At 65.0% G+C, this 20774-nt stretch carries 23 protein-coding genes; 12 read left to right on the top strand and 11 right to left on the bottom strand.

The genetic code is table 11. The features are described from left to right. Positions 1 to 145: 145 nt before the first annotated feature. The 3 genes from NV382_RS04780 to NV382_RS04790 all read right to left on the bottom strand — a co-directional run bounded on the left by NV382_RS04780 (position 146) and on the right by NV382_RS04790 (position 3673). Positions 146 to 1198, bottom strand: coding sequence for a phosphotransferase family protein (locus NV382_RS04780; RefSeq protein ID WP_260599384.1), 1053 nt, complete (start codon positions 1196 to 1198; stop codon positions 146 to 148). Continuing rightward, positions 1198 to 2283, bottom strand: a complete 1086-nt coding sequence (locus NV382_RS04785) for a Zn-dependent alcohol dehydrogenase (RefSeq protein ID WP_260599385.1) — start codon at positions 2281 to 2283, stop codon at positions 1198 to 1200. The genes NV382_RS04780 and NV382_RS04785 overlap by 1 nt, the downstream gene beginning before the upstream one ends. 112 nt (positions 2284 to 2395) lie before the next feature. After that, the gene (locus NV382_RS04790) at positions 2396 to 3673 is read right to left on the bottom strand and encodes an acyl-CoA dehydrogenase family protein (RefSeq protein ID WP_260599386.1); all 1278 of its coding nucleotides are present in this window, start codon (positions 3671 to 3673) and stop codon (positions 2396 to 2398) included. A gap of 142 nt (positions 3674 to 3815) precedes the next feature. On the opposite strand from NV382_RS04790, the gene NV382_RS04795 reads away from it, so the two are divergent. From NV382_RS04795 to NV382_RS04810, 4 genes are all read left to right on the top strand, one after another. Next, positions 3816 to 5057 (top strand): TetR/AcrR family transcriptional regulator, encoded by a 1242-nt coding sequence (locus tag NV382_RS04795; protein WP_260599387.1) that lies wholly within the window; start codon positions 3816 to 3818, stop codon positions 5055 to 5057. Between the two features lie 181 nt (positions 5058 to 5238). Further along, positions 5239 to 6423, top strand: coding sequence for an acyl-CoA dehydrogenase (locus NV382_RS04800; protein ID WP_260599388.1), 1185 nt, complete (start codon positions 5239 to 5241; stop codon positions 6421 to 6423). Between the two features lie 96 nt (positions 6424 to 6519). Next, positions 6520 to 7632: a CaiB/BaiF CoA transferase family protein gene (locus NV382_RS04805; RefSeq protein ID WP_260599389.1), complete on the top strand. Its 1113-nt coding sequence runs from the start codon at positions 6520 to 6522 to the stop codon at positions 7630 to 7632. A gap of 60 nt (positions 7633 to 7692) precedes the next feature. After that, the gene (locus NV382_RS04810) at positions 7693 to 8451 is read left to right on the top strand and encodes a class II aldolase/adducin family protein (RefSeq protein ID WP_260599390.1); all 759 of its coding nucleotides are present in this window, start codon (positions 7693 to 7695) and stop codon (positions 8449 to 8451) included. A gap of 200 nt (positions 8452 to 8651) precedes the next feature. Here NV382_RS04810 and NV382_RS04815 read toward each other — a convergent pair whose 3' ends face one another. Further along, positions 8652 to 9167, bottom strand: coding sequence for a TonB family protein (locus NV382_RS04815; protein ID WP_260599391.1), 516 nt, complete (start codon positions 9165 to 9167; stop codon positions 8652 to 8654). 119 nt (positions 9168 to 9286) lie between these two features. Here NV382_RS04815 and NV382_RS04820 point away from each other — a divergent pair, with 119 nt between their 5' ends. Continuing rightward, positions 9287 to 10219, top strand: a complete 933-nt coding sequence (locus NV382_RS04820; RefSeq protein ID WP_260599392.1) for a LysR family transcriptional regulator — start codon at positions 9287 to 9289, stop codon at positions 10217 to 10219. A 71-nt stretch (positions 10220 to 10290) separates the two neighbouring features. Here the strand turns inward: NV382_RS04820 and NV382_RS04825 are convergent, their stop codons facing one another. After that, positions 10291 to 11403, bottom strand: a complete 1113-nt coding sequence (locus NV382_RS04825; protein ID WP_260599393.1) for a calcium:cation antiporter — start codon at positions 11401 to 11403, stop codon at positions 10291 to 10293. A gap of 490 nt (positions 11404 to 11893) precedes the next feature. Here NV382_RS04825 and NV382_RS04830 point away from each other — a divergent pair, with 490 nt between their 5' ends. From NV382_RS04830 to NV382_RS04840, 3 genes are all read left to right on the top strand, one after another. After that, positions 11894 to 12445 (top strand): (2Fe-2S)-binding protein, encoded by a 552-nt coding sequence (locus tag NV382_RS04830; RefSeq protein WP_260599394.1) that lies wholly within the window; start codon positions 11894 to 11896, stop codon positions 12443 to 12445. A gap of 117 nt (positions 12446 to 12562) precedes the next feature. Beyond that, positions 12563 to 13510: an RcnB family protein gene (locus tag NV382_RS04835; RefSeq protein WP_260599395.1), complete on the top strand. Its 948-nt coding sequence runs from the start codon at positions 12563 to 12565 to the stop codon at positions 13508 to 13510. A gap of 77 nt (positions 13511 to 13587) precedes the next feature. Beyond that, a complete protein-coding gene (locus NV382_RS04840) occupies positions 13588 to 14265 on the top strand; it encodes a prolyl hydroxylase family protein (RefSeq protein WP_260599396.1) in 678 nt (225 codons plus the stop codon). Here the strand turns inward: NV382_RS04840 and NV382_RS04845 are convergent. Next, the gene (locus NV382_RS04845) at positions 14254 to 15132 is read right to left on the bottom strand and encodes a 5'-methylthioadenosine/S-adenosylhomocysteine nucleosidase (RefSeq protein WP_260599397.1); all 879 of its coding nucleotides are present in this window, start codon (positions 15130 to 15132) and stop codon (positions 14254 to 14256) included. The two genes, NV382_RS04840 and NV382_RS04845, sit on opposite strands and share 12 nt — an antisense overlap. Positions 15133 to 15238: 106 nt before the next feature. On the opposite strand from NV382_RS04845, the gene NV382_RS04850 reads away from it, so the two are divergent. After that, the gene (locus NV382_RS04850) at positions 15239 to 15763 is read left to right on the top strand and encodes a gamma carbonic anhydrase family protein (protein ID WP_260599398.1); all 525 of its coding nucleotides are present in this window, start codon (positions 15239 to 15241) and stop codon (positions 15761 to 15763) included. Positions 15764 to 15835: 72 nt separating this feature from the next. Next, entirely contained in the window at positions 15836 to 16804 is a 969-nt protein-coding gene (locus tag NV382_RS04855; RefSeq protein ID WP_260599399.1) for an NAD(P)H-dependent flavin oxidoreductase, read from the top strand. Positions 16805 to 16828: 24 nt separating this feature from the next. Here NV382_RS04855 and NV382_RS04860 read toward each other — a convergent pair whose 3' ends face one another. After that, a complete protein-coding gene (locus NV382_RS04860) occupies positions 16829 to 17290 on the bottom strand; it encodes a DUF1465 family protein (protein ID WP_260599400.1) in 462 nt (153 codons plus the stop codon). A gap of 87 nt (positions 17291 to 17377) precedes the next feature. After that, the gene (locus NV382_RS04865; RefSeq protein WP_260599401.1) at positions 17378 to 17575 is read right to left on the bottom strand and encodes a YdcH family protein; all 198 of its coding nucleotides are present in this window, start codon (positions 17573 to 17575) and stop codon (positions 17378 to 17380) included. A 175-nt stretch (positions 17576 to 17750) separates the two neighbouring features. Between NV382_RS04865 and NV382_RS04870 the strand changes: the two genes are divergently transcribed. Then, positions 17751 to 17906, top strand: a complete 156-nt coding sequence (locus NV382_RS04870) for a DUF465 domain-containing protein (protein ID WP_260599402.1) — start codon at positions 17751 to 17753, stop codon at positions 17904 to 17906. 85 nt (positions 17907 to 17991) lie between these two features. On the opposite strand, the gene NV382_RS04875 is transcribed toward NV382_RS04870, so the two are convergent. Both NV382_RS04875 and dksA read right to left on the bottom strand, forming a co-directional pair. Next, entirely contained in the window at positions 17992 to 18384 is a 393-nt protein-coding gene (locus NV382_RS04875; RefSeq protein ID WP_260599403.1) for a PilZ domain-containing protein, read from the bottom strand. 81 nt (positions 18385 to 18465) lie between these two features. After that, the gene (dksA, locus tag NV382_RS04880; protein ID WP_260599404.1) at positions 18466 to 18930 is read right to left on the bottom strand and encodes an RNA polymerase-binding protein DksA; all 465 of its coding nucleotides are present in this window, start codon (positions 18928 to 18930) and stop codon (positions 18466 to 18468) included. Positions 18931 to 19318: 388 nt separating this feature from the next. On the opposite strand from dksA, the gene NV382_RS04885 reads away from it, so the two are divergent. Further along, positions 19319 to 20200 (top strand): hypothetical protein, encoded by an 882-nt coding sequence (locus NV382_RS04885; RefSeq protein WP_260599405.1) that lies wholly within the window; start codon positions 19319 to 19321, stop codon positions 20198 to 20200. Between the two features lie 97 nt (positions 20201 to 20297). Here NV382_RS04885 and NV382_RS04890 read toward each other — a convergent pair whose 3' ends face one another. Continuing rightward, on the bottom strand, positions 20298 to 20738 hold the full coding sequence (locus tag NV382_RS04890) for a host attachment family protein (protein WP_260599406.1): 441 nt from the start codon (positions 20736 to 20738) through the stop codon (positions 20298 to 20300). Positions 20739 to 20774 lie beyond the last annotated feature (36 nt).

A 20774-nucleotide genomic window follows, 5' to 3' on the forward strand; every position in this document is an offset into this window, starting at 1 on the left:
CAACGGGTCGATCATGCCCCCGGCATGATCTGAACAGCGCGGGGCGCTGTTCACCCGCTGCGGGCCGGGGAGAGGGGCCGTCACAAGCGCCATCTCCCCGTACTGCCCCCTCCCTAACCCTCTCCCCGGAGGGGAGAGGGAATGATTACGCCCCCGACTTCAACGCAAACGCCCACGCCGCATCCGCCAGCCGATACACGCCGGCCGCCGATTTCTCCGCCTGCGCGCTCGACGCCGTCCCATCGACTATCCGCTTCTTGATCCCCTGGACGATTCCGGTCAGCCGAAACAGATTGTACGAGAAGTACCAATTGAGATCCGGCACCCCATCGCGCCCCGTCGCCGCGCAATAGCGCGCAACCATCTCCTCGATCGTCGGGATGCCCGTCTCCGGCCCCGTCCGTCCCTGCACGCCGGAGCGCCCTTCGGGCGACGTCACCCAGGACATCAGGAAATAGGAAAAGTCCGCCAGCGGGTCGCCGAGCGTCGACAATTCCCAATCGAGCACCGCGATGACGCGAGGCTCGGTCTTGTGGAAGATCATGTTGTCGATGCGGTAATCGCCATGCACGACCGAAGTCCGCGTCTGCTCCGGCACGGTGCGCCCCAGATAGTCGATCAGCCGCTCGACCGTCTCCATAGGCTCGGTCTCTGCCGCGCGATACTGCTTGGTCCAGCGCGCCACCTGGCGCTCGAAATAATTGCCCGGCCGGCCATACTCGCCCAGCCCCGCGGCGACATGATCGGTATTGTGCAGCGCCGCCAGCGTGTCGCACATCGCGTTGTAGATGCCGGTCCGCTCGTCCGGCGCATAATCGGGCAACGTCCCGTCCCACAGGCTGCGCCCATCGGCAAAGCCCATGACGTAAAAGTCCGTCCCCACCACGTCCGGATCGGTGCACAGCCCGTAGGGCCGCGCGACCGGAAAGTCGGTCGGATACAGGCCTTCGATCACGCGATATTCGCGGTCCACTGCATGCGCCGAAGGCAGCAGATTGCCGAACGGTTTGCGCCGCAGCACATAGTCGCCCGATGGCGAGGTGATCTTGAACGTCGGGTTGGATTGCCCGCCGGAGAATTTGGCATAGCTGAGCGGCCCCTCGAACCCCTCGACATTGGCCTCCATCCACGCGGTCAGCTTCGCCTCGTCGAGCCGGTCCTTCTCCGGCACAGCCATGGTCTGCGGGGAGTCATCCATCACGCGAACTCGATCACCGAGCGCACCGTATCGCCGGTGCGCAGCTTCGCCATTGCCGCGTTGACGTCCGACAGCTTGATCCGCTCCGCCACCATCGTGTCGAGATCGAGCTTACCGTCTAGATAGAGTTGCACCAGCCGCGGCAGATCGATCGGCGCGCGCGTCGAGCCGAGCAGCGAACCCTGCAGCTTCTTGCCCGTCAGGAAGGTCGGTCCCGGTATCTTCACTTCCCCACCCGGCGCGATCATGCCGAGGATAGTCGCCGTCCCGCCGCGCCGCAGTATGTTCCACGCCAACTCCGCAGTGTTGGGCCGCCCGACCGCCTCGATCGCATAATGCACACCGCCGCCGGTCAGCCCGATCACCTTCTTGGTGAGATCCGGGTCCATCGCGTCAAAGCCGTGCGTCGCACCGAGTTTCTCGGCTAGTGCCAACTTGTCCGCCACCGGATCGATCGCGATGATCTGCCCCGCCCCGGCGATCTTGGCGGCATTGATCGCCGCCAGCCCGATCCCGCCGCAGCCGATCACCGCCACCGTCTCGCCCGGCCGCAACTGGCTATCGTTGAAGATCGACCCTGCCCCAGTGATCACCGCACAGCCAAGCAACGCCGCGCGATCGAACGGCATCTCCTTCGACACCGCCACGCACGCATTCTCATGCACCAGCATCATCTCGGCATAAGCGGAGAGATTGAGGAACGGCGCCAACGGCGTGCCGTCGCCCAGGCTCAGCCGCGGCGGCGCGCCCTTCGCCCGCCTGGTCGAGGGATCGACGCACAGGCTCGGCCGGCCCGAGACGCAAAACTCGCACGCACCGCAGAATACGGTGAAAAAGGTGATGACATGATCGCCAACCTTGAGATGCGCGACATCGGAGCCCACCGCCTCGACGATCCCAGCGGCCTCATGCCCCGGCACGGTCGGCATCGGATGCGGGAAGGCCCCATCGATGAAATGCAGATCGCTGCGACACACGCCAACCGCCATCGTGCGGATCAGTACTTCGCGCGGACCGGGATCGGAGACGACGATGTCCTCGACCACCAGATCGGTCTTGGGCGCGTAAAGAACCGCTGCTTTCACGTACAAACCTCTTTCGTCACCCCGGACTTGTTCCGGGGTCCACCGTGCCTCGTTGGCAAAGCACGCGTGGCTGAGTGGACCCCGGAACAAGTCCGGGGTGACGGTGGATATGTCACCGCCGCACTGCCTCCTTCGCCGCCACTGCATCGGGCAGGTCCGCGTATTTCCCGAACTCATGCCGCGCGATCGCCCGGTTGTGCACCTCGTCCGGCCCGTCCGCGAAGCGCAACGCCCGCATCGCCGCCCAATCGTGCGCCAGATGAAAGTCCCCGGAAACGCCGCCGCCGCCATGCGCCTGCACCGCATCGTCGAGGATCTTCAACGCCATGTTCGGCGCCTGCACCTTGATCATCGCGATCTCCTGCTGCGCGCTCTTGTTGCCGGCGCGGTCCATCATGTCCGCGGCCTTGAGACACAGCAGGCGCGTCATCTCGATATCGATCCGCGCGCGCGCGATCCGCTCTTCCCATACCGACTGGTCGGCGATGCGCTTGCCGAACGCGACACGCGTCAGCAGCCTTTTGGCCATCGCCTCGATCCCCGTCTCCGCCACGCCGATCGTGCGCATGCAGTGATGGATACGCCCCGGCCCCAGCCGCCCCTGCGCGATCTCGAACCCGCGCCCTTCACCGAGCAGCAGATTCTCCACCGGCACGCGTACGTCCCTGAGCTCCACTTCGCCATGCCCGTGCGGCGCATGGTCATAACCATAGACGCTCAGCATGCGCTTGATCGTCACGCCCGGTGCATCCATCGGCACCAGGATCATGCTCTGCTGGCTGTGGCGCGAGCTTTCCGGGTTGGTCTTGCCCATCACGATCGCGACGGCACACCGCGGATCCCCCACCCCCGACGACCACCATTTGGTGCCGTTGATCACATAGTCGTCGCCATCGCGCACCATCGAGGTTTCGATGTTGGTCGCGTCGGACGACGCCACCGCCGGTTCGGTCATCAGGAAAGCCGAACGGATCTCCCCATGCATCAACGGGCGGAGCCAGCGTTCCTTCTGCTCGCGCGTACCGTAGCGATGAAAAACCTCCATGTTGCCGGTGTCCGGCGCCGAGCAGTTGAACACTTCCGAGGCCCAGCCGACCTTGCCCATCTCCTCGGCGCACAGCGCATATTCGAGGTTGCTGAGCTGCGTGCCCTCGAACTCGAAACTGTCGTCGACATGGGTTTGTCCGGAATGCGGCGGCATGAAGAAATTCCACAGGCCCGCCTCCTTGGCCTTCTGCTTCATGTCCTCGATCACCTGGATCACCTTCCAGCGCTCGCCGCTATGCGATTGCAAGTGATACACGTCCTGCCGCGCGCGGATGTTCTGGTCGATGAAGTCGCGCACCCGACCGCGGAAATACGTCTCCCGCTCGCTCAGCGTGAAATCCATGGGGTCTCTCCAATCAGCCGCTTTGGTCGATCGATAAACCGTACCGCGTTTTCGGTAAAGCCGCGCGCCGACATATTTTGCGCCCTCCGCCGCCTGCCCAAAAAAGACTGTTTCTTCTAAAGGAACTTGGTAGACATGCCCGATGGCGGCCGATCCCAACCTGTTCGATGAAGAAAGCGGCACGAAGCGTTTTCGTGCCAAGCGTGACGCGATCCTCGCGGCGGCGGCGCAGGCGATCAACGAACAAAGCGCCAAGGGCATGACCTTCGCCGATGTCGCGCGCCGCGTCGGCCTCAACACCACCAGCGTGACCTATTATTTCAAGCGCAAGGAGGATCTCGCCTCCGCCTGTTTCGAAAACACGCTGGAGCGGCTCCAGGCGATGCTCGACGAGGCGCTGCGCGAACCGACGCCGCAGGCGCGCGTCGCCAAATACCTGTCGATCAACATGCGGCGGCTGGCGGCGATTCAGGCGGGCACCGAAACCCCGTTCGCCGTGCTGTCCGATCTGCGCGCGATGGAGGAGCCCGCGCGTGGCCCGCTGATGGCCGGATGGCGCGAGGTGTTCCGCAAGACGCGCACCCTGTGGGGGCCCGCCAAGACGCGTGCCGAAAAGGATCTGCACGGCGCGCGCGCGCACGTGCTGCTGGAAAATACCTTCTGGCTGCCGATCTGGCTCACCCGCTACGATCCCGACCAGTTCGACCGGATCGAGGCACGGCTGATGAACGTGTTCGAACAGGGCATCGCCGCGCCGGGGCGATCCTGGGCGCCGGAGATGATCGATCTCGATCACGACACGTCGGAGCCCGGCCGCGCGGCCTTCCTGCTAGCGGCTACGCGGCTGATCAACGAACTCGGCTATCGCGGCGCCTCGGTGCAGAAGATCGCCAGCGAATTGAACGTCACCAAAGGCAGCTTCTACCACCATCTCGATGCCAAGGACGATCTGGTCATCGCCTGCTACCAGCGCAGCTTCGATACGATCGCCGACGCACAGCATTTGGCGGACGACGCAGGTGGCGATTACTGGCAACGTCTGTCGAGCACGATCGCCACCTTGCTCGACGTCCAGTTCTCCGAACGCGGGCCGCTGCTGCGTACAACGGCGCTCAGCGGCCTGCCATCCAGCGTCCGCGCGGAAATGGTCGAACGCTCAAACCGCATCGCCAGGCGTTATGCCGGCACGATGAGCGACGGCATCGCCGAAGGCTCGATCCGCGCCGTCGATGCGCTGGTCGCCGCGCAGGCGCTGATGGCGCTGCAGAATGCCGCGTTCGACATGCGCAACTGGGCCCGCACCATGCCGCGCGACCGGGCGATCGCTTTTTATGCATCCACGTTGGCTTTCGGATTGTTCGACGATCGCGTGTTGAGCCTGTGACTTTCACTACCCCGTTCGTCCTGAGTAGCGACTGAGCTTGTCGAAGGCGCGTATCGAAGGGCGGGTTCAGGGCACAACGGTGCTTCGATACGGGCCTTCGATACGCCTTCGGCTACTCAGTCCCTACTCAGCACGAACGGTATATGCATAAGCCCTCGGGCGACAATCTGGAGCTTACCCAATGACCGGCATGGGCCAATTCGACTGGGCCGACCCCTTCCTCCTCGACGATCAGCTCGAGGAAGACGAACGCATGATCCGCGACACCGCGGGGGCCTATGCGCAGGAAAAGCTCGCCCCACGCATCATCGACGCGTTTCAGAACGAAGTCACCGACGTCGCGATCTTCCGCGAGATGGGCGAGCTCGGCCTGCTCGGCCCGACCGTCCCCGAACAATATGGCGGCGTTGGCGCGAGCTACGTCGCCTACGGCCTCGTCGCGCGCGAGGTCGAGCGGATCGACAGCGGCTATCGCTCGATGATGAGCGTCCAGTCCAGTCTCGTCATGTACCCGATCTACGCCTACGGCTCCGAAGCGCAGAAGATGAAATACCTGCCTAAACTCGCATCGGGTGAGTTCATCGGCTGCTTCGGCCTGACCGAGCCCGGCGCCGGTTCCGACCCCGGCGGCATGACCACGCGCGCCACCAAGGTAGACGGCGGATACGTCATCTCCGGCGCCAAGACGTGGATCAGCAACTCGCCGATCGCCGACGTCTTCATCATCTGGGCCAAGTCCGACGAACATGGCGGCGGCATCCGCGGCTTCATCCTCGAGCGGGGCATGAAGGGCCTCGAAACCCCCAAGATCGAAGGCAAGCTCAGCTTGCGCGCCTCGATCACCGGCATGATCATGATGGACGAGGTCGAGGTCGGCGAAGACGCGCTGCTCCCCGACGTGCAGGGCCTCAAAGGCCCGTTCGGCTGCCTCAACCGCGCCCGCTACGGCATCAGTTGGGGTGCGCTCGGCGCCGCCGAATTCTGCTTCCACGCCGCGCGCCAATACGGCCTCGACCGCCAGCAATTCGGCACGCCCTTGGCCGGCCGCCAGCTCTACCAGAAGAAGCTCGCCGATATGCAGACCGAGATTGCGCTCGGCCTGCAAGCCTCGCTCCGTGTCGGCCGCCTGATGGACGAAGGCCGTTTCGCTCCGGAAATGGTCTCGATCGTCAAGCGCAACAATGTCGGCAAGGCGCTCGATATCGCCCGCATGTCCCGCGACATGCACGGCGGCAACGGCATCTCGGGCGAATACCAGATCATGCGCCACATGATGAACCTGGAGACGGTCAACACCTACGAAGGCGCGCACGACGTCCATGCGCTGATCCTCGGCCGCGGGATCACGGGGATCGCGGCATTCTGATGCGCCAAGAGCACCGTGTTCCCGCGCACGCGGGAACCCAGGGCCACAAGCGTCGCGCGTCTGACCCTGGGCTCCTGCCTCCGCAGGAGCACGCCCTTGCCTGACAAACCCCTCGCCGGCATCAAGGTCCTCGAACTCGCCCGCATCCTCGCCGGCCCATGGTGCGGCCAACTCCTCGCCGATCTCGGCGCCGAGGTGACCAAGATCGAACGCCCCGGCGCCGGCGACGACACCCGCCACTGGGGCCCCCCGTTCATGACCGGCCCGAACGGCGAAAACCTCGACGCCGCTTATTACCACTCCACCAACCGCGGCAAAACCAGCCGCGCAATCGACATCACCACCCCGCAAGGCCAGGCCGAAACACGCGCCCTGGCGGCCACATCCGACGTGGCGATCGAAAACTATAAGGTCGGCGGTCTCGTCAAATACGGCCTCGACCATTCCTCGCTCACCAAGCTCAATCCCCGCCTGATCACCTGCTCGATCACCGGCTTCGGCCAGACCGGCCCCTATGCCGCCCGCGCCGGCTACGACTTCATCATCCAGGGGATGGGCGGCATCATGTCGCTGACCGGCGAGCCCGACGGCGCCCCGCAGAAATCCGGCATCGCCTATGCCGACATCTTCACCGGCGTCTATTCCGCCGTCGCCATCCTCGCGGCCTTGCGTACGAGAGACCGCGACGGCACCGGCGCACATATCGACATGGCGCTGCTCGACACGCAGGTCGCCGTCCTCGCCAACCAGGCGCTCAACTGGATGGCGAGCGGCCAGGTCCCCCACCGCATGGGCAACGGCCATGCCAACCTCGCTCCCTACCAGGCCTTCGCCGCGTCCGACGGCGACCTGATCATCGCGGTCGGCAACGACAGCCAGTTCGCCAAGCTCTGCGCGATTCTAAACCTCCCGCTCGCTCATGACGACCGCTTCGCCACCAACCCCGCCCGCGTGCGCAACCGCGCCGCCATGATCCCACTGCTCACCACCGCCATCGCCACCTGGCGCAAGGCCGATCTCGCCTGGGCGCTAGACGAAGCAGGCGTTCCGGCCGGCCCGATCAACCGCGTCGACGAGGTGTTCGCCGACGCGCAGGTCGTCGCCCGCGGCCTCGCCATAGAACGCGGCGGCATCCCCGGCGTCGCCTCCCCGATCGTCATCGACGGCCAGCGCATGGTGTCGGACACCCCCAGCCCGCCCCGCCCCTGACATTGCACCGCTTCGTCCTTTGCGATAAACATACCCGCAATTCAGATCAGGGAGAGCATCATGGCCACCGCCGTCCGCCGCAACGCCCAGATGAGCGAAGCCGAATGGGCCGCGCGTCAGGAGCTCGCCGCCTGCTACCGCGTGTTCGACATGCTCGGCTGGTCGGAGATGATCTACAACCACATCACCGTGAAGCTCGATGAGGACGGCGCTTTCCTGATCAACCCGTTCGGCCTGCACTTCAGCGAAGTCACCGCCTCCAGCCTCGTCAAGATCGACATCGACGGCAACAAGCTCGACGACAGCCCCTACCCCGTCAACCGCGCCGGCTTCGTCCAGCACGCCTTGTTCCACCGCCATCTGCCCGACGCGCATTGCATCATGCACACGCATACCACCGCCGGCATGGCGGTCAGCTCGGTCGAGGGCGGTCTGCAGCCGACCAACTTCTACGCCTGCAACTTTGCCGGCCAGATCGCATACCATGATTTCGAGGGCGTCACCGTGCGCGACGAGGAAGGCGAGCGGCTGCTCGCCAATCTTGGGCCCAAACGCGTGATGCTGCTCAAGAATCACGGCATCCTCGTCATGGGCAAGACCCTGCCCGAGGCGTTCATCAAGCATTGGTCGCTGCAACGCGCCTGCGAGATCCAGATCGCGACGATGAGCATGGGCAAGCCTCTGCTCGTCGACGAATCGGTCGTCGCCGTCCACCAGCGCGACCTGCACATGGCACAGGTCCCCGGCGGCGCCGGCGCCGCCGATTTCGCCGCCATGGTGCGCAAGGTCGACAAGATCGACACCAGCTGGCGCGACTGACTGGGCTGGGCTCGCGCGCTAAATAGGTAGCAGCAAGCTGCTCCGGGCGATGGTTAGCTGGGCATCAGGCGCGAGCCGCCAGCCCCAAACTGCTCCTTGGCGAAGGCCGGGGCCCAGTCGCGGAACATGCATGACGCGCGACACCCACCACTACGACCTATCCGCCTGGACCCGACCTCCGCCGGGGAACCTCCAGGCGTTCACCGTCGCGCCGCCAGCAACATCGTCCCCCGCCGATCCCCCGCCAGCGCATCCGCCTTCGCCCAGCCATGCGCTGCGGCCGTGCGCGCCACCAGCTCCCGCCGCCGCGCCTCGTCAAACCGGCCATCCCCCCCGACGAAGAAGATGCGCGCCAGATAGGTGCGATCGACCGCGCCCGGCGCCGTCGCCGTACGGATCCGCCGCACGGCCTTGGCCGCCTGGCCATCCACCGCGCGCGACCCCGAGGAATGGAACACCGCCACCTGCGCCGGCCGACCAGCGGCATCGATGCGGAACGCCACGTCCACCACCCCCTCCGGCCCGCTCGGCTTGCCGATCGGCCGCGGGTCGGTGAGTCGGCGCTGCAAGCTGCGTTGCGCCTCCACCGCCCAGCGGTCGAGCGCAGGCGTCTGTAGGGCCGTGCCGGTGCGCGGTGCCTGCGCCGCGACCGGCAAAGGCGTGACGATGAGCGCCGCGGCCAAGGCGGCCGCGACTCCGTTCAAGGAAGTCAGCATGTCGGGTCTCCAGCGCCACCGGCATCCATGCCGCCGCGCCGCACCTATCTAGTCCCGCGCCGCGCCCGAGACGAACAACGATGTTGCGCAACCATTCTGCATAAGTGCAGGATACCACCATGTTCTGCTGGGACGATCTCCGCACCTTTCTTGCCGTCGCGCGCACCGGCAGCACGCTGGGCGGCGGGCGCCTGCTCAAGGTCAGCCAGACCACTGCCGCACGGCGCATCGCCGCGCTCGAACAGGCGCTCGGCCTGGTGTTGTTCGAGCGCCGGCAGGCAGGGTACACGCTCACCTCGGACGGTGAGGCACTGCTTGACCGCGCGATCGAGGTCGAGCGCGCGGCAACGACGTTCGACGATACTGCGGCAGCGCAGAGCCGCGACGTCCGCGGCGTCGTCCGGCTCACCACCTCGGAACTCTACGCCGTCACCGTGCTGGCGCCGATCCTGCGCGATCTGCACGACGCCTATCCCGCGATCGAACTCGAACTCGACACGACCGACCAGATGCGCGATCTCGCCACCGGCAGCGCGGATGTCGCCGTCCGCGGCAGCAAGGATCCGCAAGGCGCTGGCCTGGTCGGCCGCTGCATCGGCGGCGATCCCTGGACGCTCTATTGCAGCCGCTCTTATGCCGATCAGCACGGCGTGCCACGCAACCGCCATGCCCTGCAGGGGCACGCCATCATCGGCGGCGGCGGTGAGACGGTCTGGCCCGCCTACCACGCCTGGCTGCGCGCGAACGGCCTGGATGCCGCGGTCACCGTCCGGCACAGTTCGCCAACCGGCCTGCTGTCCGCGGTCCGCGCCGGCGCCGGTCTCGCGGTGCTGCCGCAGTTGATCGGCGAAAGCGATCCCGATCTCATCCGCTGCCTGCCGCCGATGACGGAACACGCGATCAACCTATGGGTACTGACGCACGAACGCGTCCGCCACGCCCCCCGTGTCCGCGCGGTGGCGGACTTCATGTACGAGCGGTTGAAGCAGCTCATGCAGCAAGTCTCCGCTACCCTGCCCGCAATTGGTGGCGCCTCCCCGCAACCCGCCTAACGGCGCCCCAGCGCAGGCCGGGGACCAGGCGGCAGGTACATGTAACCGCCCCGGATAAGGTCACCGCCCCCTCAGGGACTGAAAACCAGCACCAGGAACACCAGGAACATGGTCAGGTGTACCGCCCCCTCCAGCATCGTCGTGCGCGTGCCCGAGAAAGTCAGCGTGTTGAGGATCAGCGTCACCGCCAGCAGCACGATGTTCGTCGCCGACAGGCCCAGGACCACCGGCTGCCCGGTCCACAAGCCGATCAGCAAAACGGCCGGCACGGTCAGCCCCAGCGTGGATGCCGCCGCCCCCAGGCACAGGTTGATGGCGCGCGTCAGCTGGTTCACCGCCACCGCCTTCAGCGCCGAGATTGCCTCCGGCGTGAACACGATCATCGCGATGATGATCCCGCCCAGCGCCGGCGGCGCGTCGAACTCGGCAATGCCGCGGTCGAGCAACTTGGCCAAGCCCTTGGACAGGATCACGATCGGCAGGATGTTGGCGAGCAGCAGCACGACGTGCCGCCCGGTCGATCCTTCGGCAATCCCATGGTGCGGCAACGCCCGGCCGCTATCCGCGTCCGCCGTCGCCTCCGCCCCGCCGACCGGCGCGAAGAAGCCGCGATGCCGCCCGGTCTGCAACCACAGGAACATGCCGTACAGCGCCACCGTGAACAGCGAGAAGAACAGCGACTGGTACACCGACAGCGTCCCCGCGCTGGTGCTGGTGGTGTAGCTCGGCAAGACCAGCGCGATCACCGCCAGCGGAATGATGATCGCCAGATACGATCCTGCCGCCTGCAGGTTGTAGCTCTGCTGGTGGTATTTGAGGCCCCCGACCAGCAGCCCCAGCCCGACCACGCCGTTCAGCACGATCATCAGCACGGCGTACATCGTATCGCGCCCCAGCGTCGGCACGCTTTCCGATCCCAGCATCACCGCCGAGATCAGCGCCACCTCGATGATCACGATCGACAGCGTCAGCACCAGTGTGCCGCGCGGTTCGCCCAGCCGCTCGGCCAGCTCCTCCGCCTCGTGCACCACGCCGAACGCCGCCCAGATGATGACGCCCAGCAGCCACAGGAAACATGGGATCGCCGCCGCCGCCGGCAGATAGGCGATCGACGCGCCGGCGACGAGCGACACCAAGGCAGTGGCCCAGGCGGCTACCAGCCGCAGGTTGGCGGCGACCATCATGTGGCTCTCTTTGCGGTAGAAGCTGAAATCATCGTGTTCCGATCGCGATGGCATGCCCAAGCCCGGAGCATGATGGCTAACGTTAACTCTCCCCCGTTCGTGTCGAGCGAAGTCGAGACACCGAGCCGAGTGCAAGTGTCTCGACTTCGCTCGACACGAACGGACGGGAGAGGATTAATCCAAGGTTGCCTCGCTCTATCATAAAAGCAGGCGCAGCGACACGGCAGGCCCGCGCCGACGTGTTTCCGCTGTCCTACAAGCCGCCTCCCGGCGTAGACTCACCACAAATGCCGCAAGCCCGATGCCCTCGCCACGCCACCATCGCCGCAACCGCGACACGGCCGCCAATGCCGTCGCGCCGAAAAACACGCGCGTGCCTCAACAGTCTCAACATTCGCGCCGAAGATCGGCTGAAAACGGCCAGTTCTCGTTCAACCGTTCGGTTGACCATGGGCGCTGCAGCCACCCTCAACCAGATGGTTGAACGTCGATGACCAGCTTTACCGTCAACAATCAGCCACTCGAATATCGGATGGATCCGCAGACGCCGTTGCTGTGGGCGTTGCGGGACGCGTCCAATCTCACCGGTACCAAATATGGCTGCGGCAACGGCCAGTGCGGCGCCTGCACCGTCGATGTCGATGGCCGCGCGGTGCTGTCGTGCCAGACACCGATCAGCGCGATCGAGGGCAGCTTCGTCACCACGATCGAGGGGCTGTCGCGCGAACGCGATCATCCGGTGCAGCTTGCCATGATCGCCGCCAACGTGCCGCAATGCGGCTTCTGCATCCCCGGCATGATCATGAACGCGGCGATCCTGCTCAAGCACAACCGCAATCCGACCGAAGCGGACATCCGCGAGGCGATCACCAATCTGTGCCGCTGCGGCGTCTATCCGCGCATCCTCGATGCACTGCTCACCGCCGCGCGGGTGCAGCGGGGCGACGAGACGGTCTCGACCGGTGCGCCGCCCGGCATCGATCCCGGCGACGCCGCCCGCCGCGTGCCCGCGCTGACCCCGCCGGTACCCGACGGCCGCTGATCGGGCCGGCGTTCCTTTCGCAACGCTGACACCTGAGTTCAGCATCGCGTCAGCGCCGGGGGTGCAGATGGGCAGCATAGACCAGGGCTTCTGCCCCGGTGTGATGAAGGAACTGCAATGCGCAAATCCATCGTGGCGGTATTGATGGCCGCAACCGCCCTGATCCCGACCGCCGCCTTTGCGCAGCGCGGCGAACGCAACGGCAATTTCGGCCAGCGTGGCGAGGGTCGCCAGACAGGCCGGCCCGCCCCTGCCCAATCCGCTCCTGCCCAGCCGGCGCCGGCCCAGCAGGCCGCACCCGCGCCGCGCTTCGAGAGCCGCCCTCAGGCACAGCAGCCGCGTGCCGATCGCGGGCAGTGGCGCGGCAATAATGGCGGCCAGTGGCGGGGCAATGGCGGCATCGCCGTGGGCCAGCCTCAGTCGGTCCGGCCCGTCCAACAATCGCAGTTCAACGCCGGCCAGCCCCGCGGCGATCGCGGCCGCTTTGATGGCAATCGCCCCAACCGCCCCGGCCTTGCGCCCGATGCGACACGCAGCGATCGCGTGCGCTTTCCCAATGGCAGTTCGGTCGGCGTGACCCGTGGCAACCAGGATGGCCGCGGCGGCCGCCAGGGCGGTCGCGACTGGCGCGGCAATGGCGGCAACGATCGCGGCTCTTGGGGCAATGCCGGCCGCAACGACTATCGCAACGGCAATCAGATCCGTGGCGGCGACTGGCGCGGCAATGATCGCATCCGCGGCGACAATCGCGGCAATTGGAACCGCAACTGGCGGCAGGACAACCGCTACGACTGGAACCAGCGCCGGCAGTATAACCGCAACGCCTACCATCTGCCGCGTTACTATGCGCCGTCGGGGTGGGATTATGGCTATCGGCGCTTCAACATCGGCTTCACGCTGAGCACGATCCTGTTCAACCAGAGTTACTGGATCGACGACGTGGACACTTATGGCCTGCCGGAGGCGTACGGCCCGTATCGCTGGGTGCGCTATTACAACGATGCGCTGCTGGTCGATATCGACAGCGGCGAGGTGGTCGACACGGTCTACGACATCTTCTGGTAAGCCGTTGAGTTGGAAGCCCGCCGGCACACGTCCGGCGGGCTTGCCTTTTGGTGCTCCGCCGCCACATTGCCTGAGCCATGCACATGCAACGAAAAGCCGGATCGCCCTCCCCCGCCCGCCGCCTAGCCGGGGAGACCGTTTCCCGACGGCTGGAGGCGAACCCGAAGGTCACGCATGCCAATGTCGAGGCGGCGCAGATCTATTATCACCTCGATTTCCTGAGCCCCGCGCAATGCGCCGCCTTGATCAAGCTGATCGACACCAATCGTCGTCCGTCGACCTTGTTGTCGCAGTCGCCCGACACCCAGTTCCGCACCAGCGAGAGCTGCGACATGGACCGCTGGTCACCCGACGTGCGCCCGACCGACGAAGCGATCGCCGCCCTGCTCGGTCTCGACCCGACCCATGGCGAGACGATGCAGGGCCAGCGTTATGCCCCGGGCCAACAATTTCGCGCGCACCACGATTATTTTCATGAGGGCGAAAGCTATTACGAGGAAGTCGTCAAAGCCGGCGGTCAGCGCACCTGGACCGCGATGATCTTCCTCAACGACGTGGAGGAAGGCGGCGCCACCTGGTTCCCGCAAGCCGGCATCCGCGTCGCGCCCCGTCCCGGGCTGCTGCTCGCCTGGAACAACATGAACCCCGATGGCAGCCCCAACACCGCCACGCTGCACGAGGGCATGCCGGTGATCGAAGGCACGAAATATATCGTCACCAAATGGTTTCGCGAACGCAGCTGGCTACGCGCCTAGCACCGGCATCTCCGCCACGAAGGCACGCACCAGATGCGCCGAATTGCTCGCCGCCAGCCCCATGAAGGTCAGCATCTGGTTCGCCCCGGCGTCGCCCCCGGCCAGATCGGATACGCTGCGGAACACGACGAACGGCACCTGATTGGCATAAGCGACCTGCGCCACCGCCGCACTCTCCATGTCCACCACGCGCGCCTGATAGACGGCGGCAAGATAGCGTCGATAATCGGCATTATCGACGAACGCCGTACCGCTGACGCCAGTGCCGCCGACGATGACGCGCGGTTGATGTTCCAGGCAGTGCGGCTCCTCGCCCTCCGCAGGCGGAAGGCACCGCTCGAGCACCACCTGCCCGGCGACCTGGATGGCGAGCGCCACGAGGTCCGGATCGGCCTTGAACCAGCGCCGCTCCGCCACCGCATCATCGGCATTGCCGATCAGCACGTCGCGCGGAAACAGCGCGCCATGGCCGGGCAGATCGGTACCACCGGGAATGCCCGTCGGCGGGGCAAAGCCGCTCGCCGTCTCCCGCGCCACCGCAACCTCGAAATTCTGCCCCCACCGCTCCGGCACGCTCACATCGCCGACCGACAGGTCTGGATCCACCCCGCCGGCAATGCCCGAGAACACGATGCTGCCGATGGCGAACCGGTCGATCAGCAATTGCGTGTTCATCGCCGCATTGACCATCGAGATGCCGCTTTGCATCAGCACCACGGCCTTGCCGGCCAGCGTGCCGGTCAGGATTGTCAGGCCGTTGACGGTGTATGTCTCCGGCGAGGCGACGCTATCGACCAGCGCTGCCCATTCCGGCGGGAAGGCGGTCATCACGGCGATGCGCGGCATGCTGTCGAGTTTGATCGTCATGATTCTGCGATGACGGCAAAATCCCACTCCATCAATCGCCGCGACGATGCCGGATGCGCTTTCCTACACCTTGATCCATGCTAGGCAGGTTCAGAGAGGATGCGGGATGCCACAATACGAACTGGACGGTAAGCGACCACAGCTTGCGGCAGGAGCATGGGTCGCGCCCAGCGCCGATCTGATCGGCGACGTGCATCTCGCCGAAGATGCCAGCGTATGGTTCGGCGCGGTCATTCGCGGCGACAACACGCCGATGCTCGTCGGCGCCCGCAGCAATATCCAGGAAGGCGCGATGTGCCATTCCGATCCCGGCGCGCCGCTGACGATCGGCGCGGATTGCACCATTGGCCATCATGCCATCCTGCACGGCTGCACCATCCAGGATCGGGTGCTGATCGGCATGGGCGCCATCATCCTCAATCACGCCGTGATCCCGGTAGGCAGCATCGTCGGCGCCGGGGCATTGGTCACCGAAGGGAAGACGTTCCCGCCCGGCAGCCTCATCATCGGCAGCCCGGCGCGAGCGGTCCGCCAGTTAGACAATACCGCACAAGCGATGCTGCGCGTGTCAGCATCGCATTATGTCCAGAACGCGCGCGCCTACGCGACTGGGCTCAAGCGCGTTGACTAGGGCTTCGTCTCGGGGATCGGCGGCCGCCGGCTATCTGGACACCGATATCGGTTGCGCTATGAAACGGGACCTATGAGCCTTCCCCCAATCCTGAAAAATCTGCGGCTGCCGATCGTCGGCTCGCCGCTGTTCATCATCTCCGGGCCCGATCTGGTCATCGCGCAGTGCAAGGCAGGGATCGTCGGCTCGTTCCCGGCGCTGAACGCCCGCCCCCAGGCACAGCTCGACGAATGGCTGCATCGCATCACCGAGGAACTGTCGGCGTGGAACCGCGACCATCCGGAACGCCCGGCGGCGCCGTTTGCGGTCAATCAGATCGTGCACAAATCGAACGAGCGGCTCGAGGCCGATCTTGCGACCTGCGCCAAGTGGCAGGTGCCGATCGTGATCACGTCGCTCGGCGCGCGCGAGGATCTGAACACCGCGGTGCATGGCTGGGGCGGCATCACGCTGCACGACATCATCGACGATCGATTTGCCCGCAAGGCGATCGAAAAGGGCGCCGATGGCCTGATCGCCGTTGCCGCAGGCGCCGGTGGGCACGCCGGGCGCCTGTCGCCCTTCGCCTTGATCCAGGAAATCCGGCAATGGTTCGCTGGCCCACTGGCCTTGTCGGGGTCGATCGCCACCGGCGATGCGGTGCTGGCCGCGCTCGCGATGGGGGCAGACCTCGCTTATATCGGCTCGCCGTTCATCGCGACCAACGAAGCCAATGCCGATCAGGCGTACAAGGACGGCATCGTCGCCGGCAAAGCGGCCGACATCGTCTATTCCAACCTGTTCACCGGCGTGCACGGCAATTACCTGCGCGCATCGATCGTCGCGGCGGGCATGGACCCCGACAACCTGCCGGAAGGCGATCTGAAGACGATGAACTTCGGCGGCGGCAACGATGGCGGCGGCAGCAAGGCCAAGGCCTGGAAGGATATCTGGGGATCGGGCCAGGGCATCGGCGCAGTGACCGAGGTAGAACCCGTCACCGCGCGGGTGGATCGCATCGAGCGGGAATATCGTGCCGCGCGGTCACGACTGGCACTATAAGCCGAAAAGGAGCTTTGGCGGCGCTTAGAACGCTATCGCAAGGCGATCGTGGAGCAGGCGCGCAGGGCTGTGCGACTGCACCTTTCCGACTTGCGACGCATCCAACAACGCGACGCGGCGGTACAGGTCCGTACTAGCCGCAATCAGCGCCTGTGCCACCTGTGGCATGGCAAGCATGCCAGCAGCATCGCTGATCGGCGCCGGCCCAAGGCGCCGTGACGGGTCGATCGCATCGCGCCGGTTCAACTCGCCGGCATCCACCGCGCGCTGGGTCAGCAGCCAGGCGATTATGTGCATCAACCTCGTCGTGACCTTCAGCGACTCGCAAGAGAAGGAGACACGTTCCAGCGGGCTCAACGCGTCGCGCTCAGCCCTGCCGTGTTGATCGAAATAGCCGCGTGCTTCGTCGGCAAGCAGCATCGCTTCGACATACAAAGTGTCGATCAGGCGGCGCTGGATGCGCTGGTCGATGACGAACCCCTTCATGGCGATCAACTGGCACAATCGAGCAGGCGGCGACAGCGCAGAGTGCCGCTGTCGGCGTATTTCCGCGTCCCAAAGCGGATCATCGGATCAGGCAATGATATCCGGCACCAGCTGGTCTTCCAGCATCGCCACTTCGTCGCGCAGCCGCAGCTTGCGTTTCTTGAGTCGTGCTAGCTGCAATTGATCGGTCGAGCCGCTGTCGGACAGCGCGGCGATCGCCGAATCGAGGTCACGATGCTCGGTGCGAAGGACCTCCAGCCGCTTGGCAATCTGCGTCTCGTCCATCGATCCCCCACTCACCGGCGGACGTTAGCAAATGGATCGCATTCCGGCGAACGGCAAAACGTCCTGCCGCGGAAAAATGCTGTTCGGCCGCTTGGCCGATAAAAGCAGGGAGACAATTAACCTCGTGCGTGGTTGTCTGTGTCCCCGCTACACAAATCGAAGGAGGATTGCTTCAATGCAGACCGCACATCACTCGGCCCTCGAGGCCAAGCATGCCGGCCTCGACCAGAAGATTGCCGCGGAGGCGCAACGCCCGCTGCCCGATACGGCGCTGCTCGCCGCGCTGAAGAAGCAGAAATTGAAGTTGAAGGAAGAAATGACGGCGCAATAATCGCCGGCGAAACGTTGCCGCGGGGGGGATATCCCCTCGCGCAACCGTCAGCTGTGGTATCGGTGCCGCCGGCCAGTCATGACGCTCACTTCTTGATCAGAGACGGCCTGTACTGCACGGGGCTTCGGGTTCCGCCGCCGATCGGCTTGCGCGCCAGCATGGGATCAATGACCCGATCAAAGGCGATGCCGACCCGACCTGCCGCCGACCAGGCGACCTTCCCACCGACCCAGCCGATACCCCGTACGTCGAATTCGACGAGTTCGCCCTGTGCCAGCCCCGCCGGTATCTCGGCCATCAACCCGCCCGAGGAGAGGTTGCGCACGCGGACATGCTGTATCTCGCTTGCGCCCTGCAGCCGGTAGTCCGCCATCAGAAACAGGCTGTCGCGCGACTCGTTGCGGTTATAAGCCACGTCCTCCGCCGACGTGCCGCTTGCAGGATCCTGCCCGAAGGGATCGTGGGAAATCTGGTCCATCACAATGCTCGAAACGCCTCCCGTTCGGGCCGTTCTACCCGGCAATTGCTATCAAATGCCTAAGGATCGGTGGGCAGGCGTTCATTCCTCGCGCGAGACCTTCTCGTTGCGCTCATGTCGCTCCTGCGCCTCAACGGTCATCGTCGCGATCGGTCGTGCTTCCAGCCGCGCCAGGCTGATCGGTTCGCCGGTCACTTCGCAATAGCCATATTCTCCCTCGTCGATGCGGCGCATCGCTGCCTCGATCTTGGAGATGAGCTTGCGTTGCCGATCGCGCGTGCGAAGTTCGATCGACCAATCGGTCTCGCTCGACGCGCGATCCGTCAGATCGGCTTCGCGCAACGAATCGACCTGTAGTTGCGACAAGGTGCCCGCGGCTTCCTTCAGGATCCCATCCTTCCAGGCTTGCAGCTTGCCGCGGAAATATTCCTGCTGCTTCGGGTTCATGAACTCTTCGTCGGAGGACGGGCGATACCCGTCCGCGCTCGCCTCTGTCGGCATGTTCGGTTTTTCGGAGTCATTCAATCGATTCAAGACCGTTGCCATGTCACTCTCCCCAGACGGCCCGCGGCGCTTTGTTGCCCCTGTCTCGACCGTTCCTGCCTACCCCTGATGAGCGCGCCTATACTAGCGACGCCGTCGCTCCACAAGCGACCTCACACGGCCATCCCACCGCGACTCGCAGGCGATGATTGGGGAGAGTTTCTGCAGACTGCTGCACCTGGCGACAGTAACAGCGCCGCATTCCGTGCCGCGATGATACGTTAATCATAAAGGACTGCCTGCACGGAGGAGAATTGCTCCGCTAAGAGCCGCATTCTTGGTTAAGAAGCTTGCACTTAAGCCTTTGTCAGGCACTTTGGGGCAAGAGCGGCGACCGGCCGTTTTCGGATTGGGGTCTGGCAGACACTGCCAGTAGCGAAAGAGTAACATCATGTCGGTGCGGATGGCCTTGGCGAAATTATGCGCTTGCGCCTGTGGTGGCGCATTGATCGGTGGTGGTGCGGTGCATGTCGCCGAGGGCGCGCGGACGCGCCAGATCTACACCAAGCACCAGACGAAGCGCGTCGTACGCAAGGTGGCGACCGTCAAGCGGCCGGTGAGCCGCATCCGCCGGGTCGTTACCCAGACGCGGGTCGCCTGCGCTCCTGCGACTGTGACGGTGACCAGCCAGGGCGCGCCGATCCCGCTGCCCCCGGTTGCATTGGCCCAGGGTGAAATGCCCGTAATCTCGGGCGGTGGCGGTGGCGGGGCGGCAGTGATCGGCGGCGGCGGCGGGGGCTTTGGCGGCGGCGGAGGTTTCTTTGCCGGCGGCTCGTTTGGCGGCGGCGGCGGTGGCGGGGGCGGCGGGATCGTCGTCTCGTCGACGTCGAGCAGCAGCTCTTCGTCCAGCGGCGGCAACGTCGACGTGGATATCGACAACAAGAACGAGCAGAACCAGAACCAAGGTCAGAACCAAAACCAGGATCAGACCAACAACAACAATAACAACAACCACAACAATAACGAAAACAACAACAATAATAATAATCACAACGACAATAACAATCACAACGATAATGACAATCATAACAACAACGACAACCACAATCACAACAACAACGGGTCGTCGAGCAAGGGCTGGAGCAGCGGCGGCGGCTGGAGTTCGAACGGCGGCTGGAGCAGCGGCGGGCACAGCAGCGGCGGCGGCCACGGCACCTCGTCGGGTGGCCCAGCGCCGGTCCCTGCCCCGCCGATGGTGTTGCTGTTCGGTGCCGCCGCAGCGGCATTGGTCGCGCGCAAGCGCTTCGCCAAGAAGACGGTCGTCGCTGTCTAAGCTGGCAGCTTAGCTTACAGAAAAGGGCTCCCGCTGCGAGGCGGGAGCCCTTTTCTGTCGGCCCCTATTCCTTGCCGCTGTGAGCAAGTGGCTCGCGTCAGGCGGCGAGCAGCAGCTTTTCGATCTGGTCGATCGGGTGGCCAGTCAGGTCCTTGTCGAGTTCCCCCGACAGGCGATCGCTGACTTCCTTGTGGTAATGCTTGCGCAACTCACCCAGCGTCCGCGGCGGTGCGACGATGAACAGCGACGTGAAATCATTCTTCATCGCACGGCGCTTCAGCAGGTCGGCCGTCTCGGCAGCGAAGCGATCCTCCTCCTGCTGGTGAAAGTCGACCTCGCCCATCGAATTCTGCCCACCGCCGACGCTGGACGAAGCACGACCGGCGAGATCGGTCTTCTGGTCGCCGTCGCTGGGATTGTTCTGCTCGACCGCGCGTTCGCCGACGAGATTAAGGTACGTCTCATCACCTTCGTTGCGCAGGAACAGCATCTTGCGCCCATCGGTGACGACGACGACGGCATTGTGCGGAACCTGCATGGGATACTCCTTGTTGATTGATTCAGGGCAAGTGTA

The organism is Sphingomonas endolithica (assembly GCF_025231525.1).
GTDB lineage: Bacteria > Pseudomonadota > Alphaproteobacteria > Sphingomonadales > Sphingomonadaceae > Sphingomonas > Sphingomonas endolithica.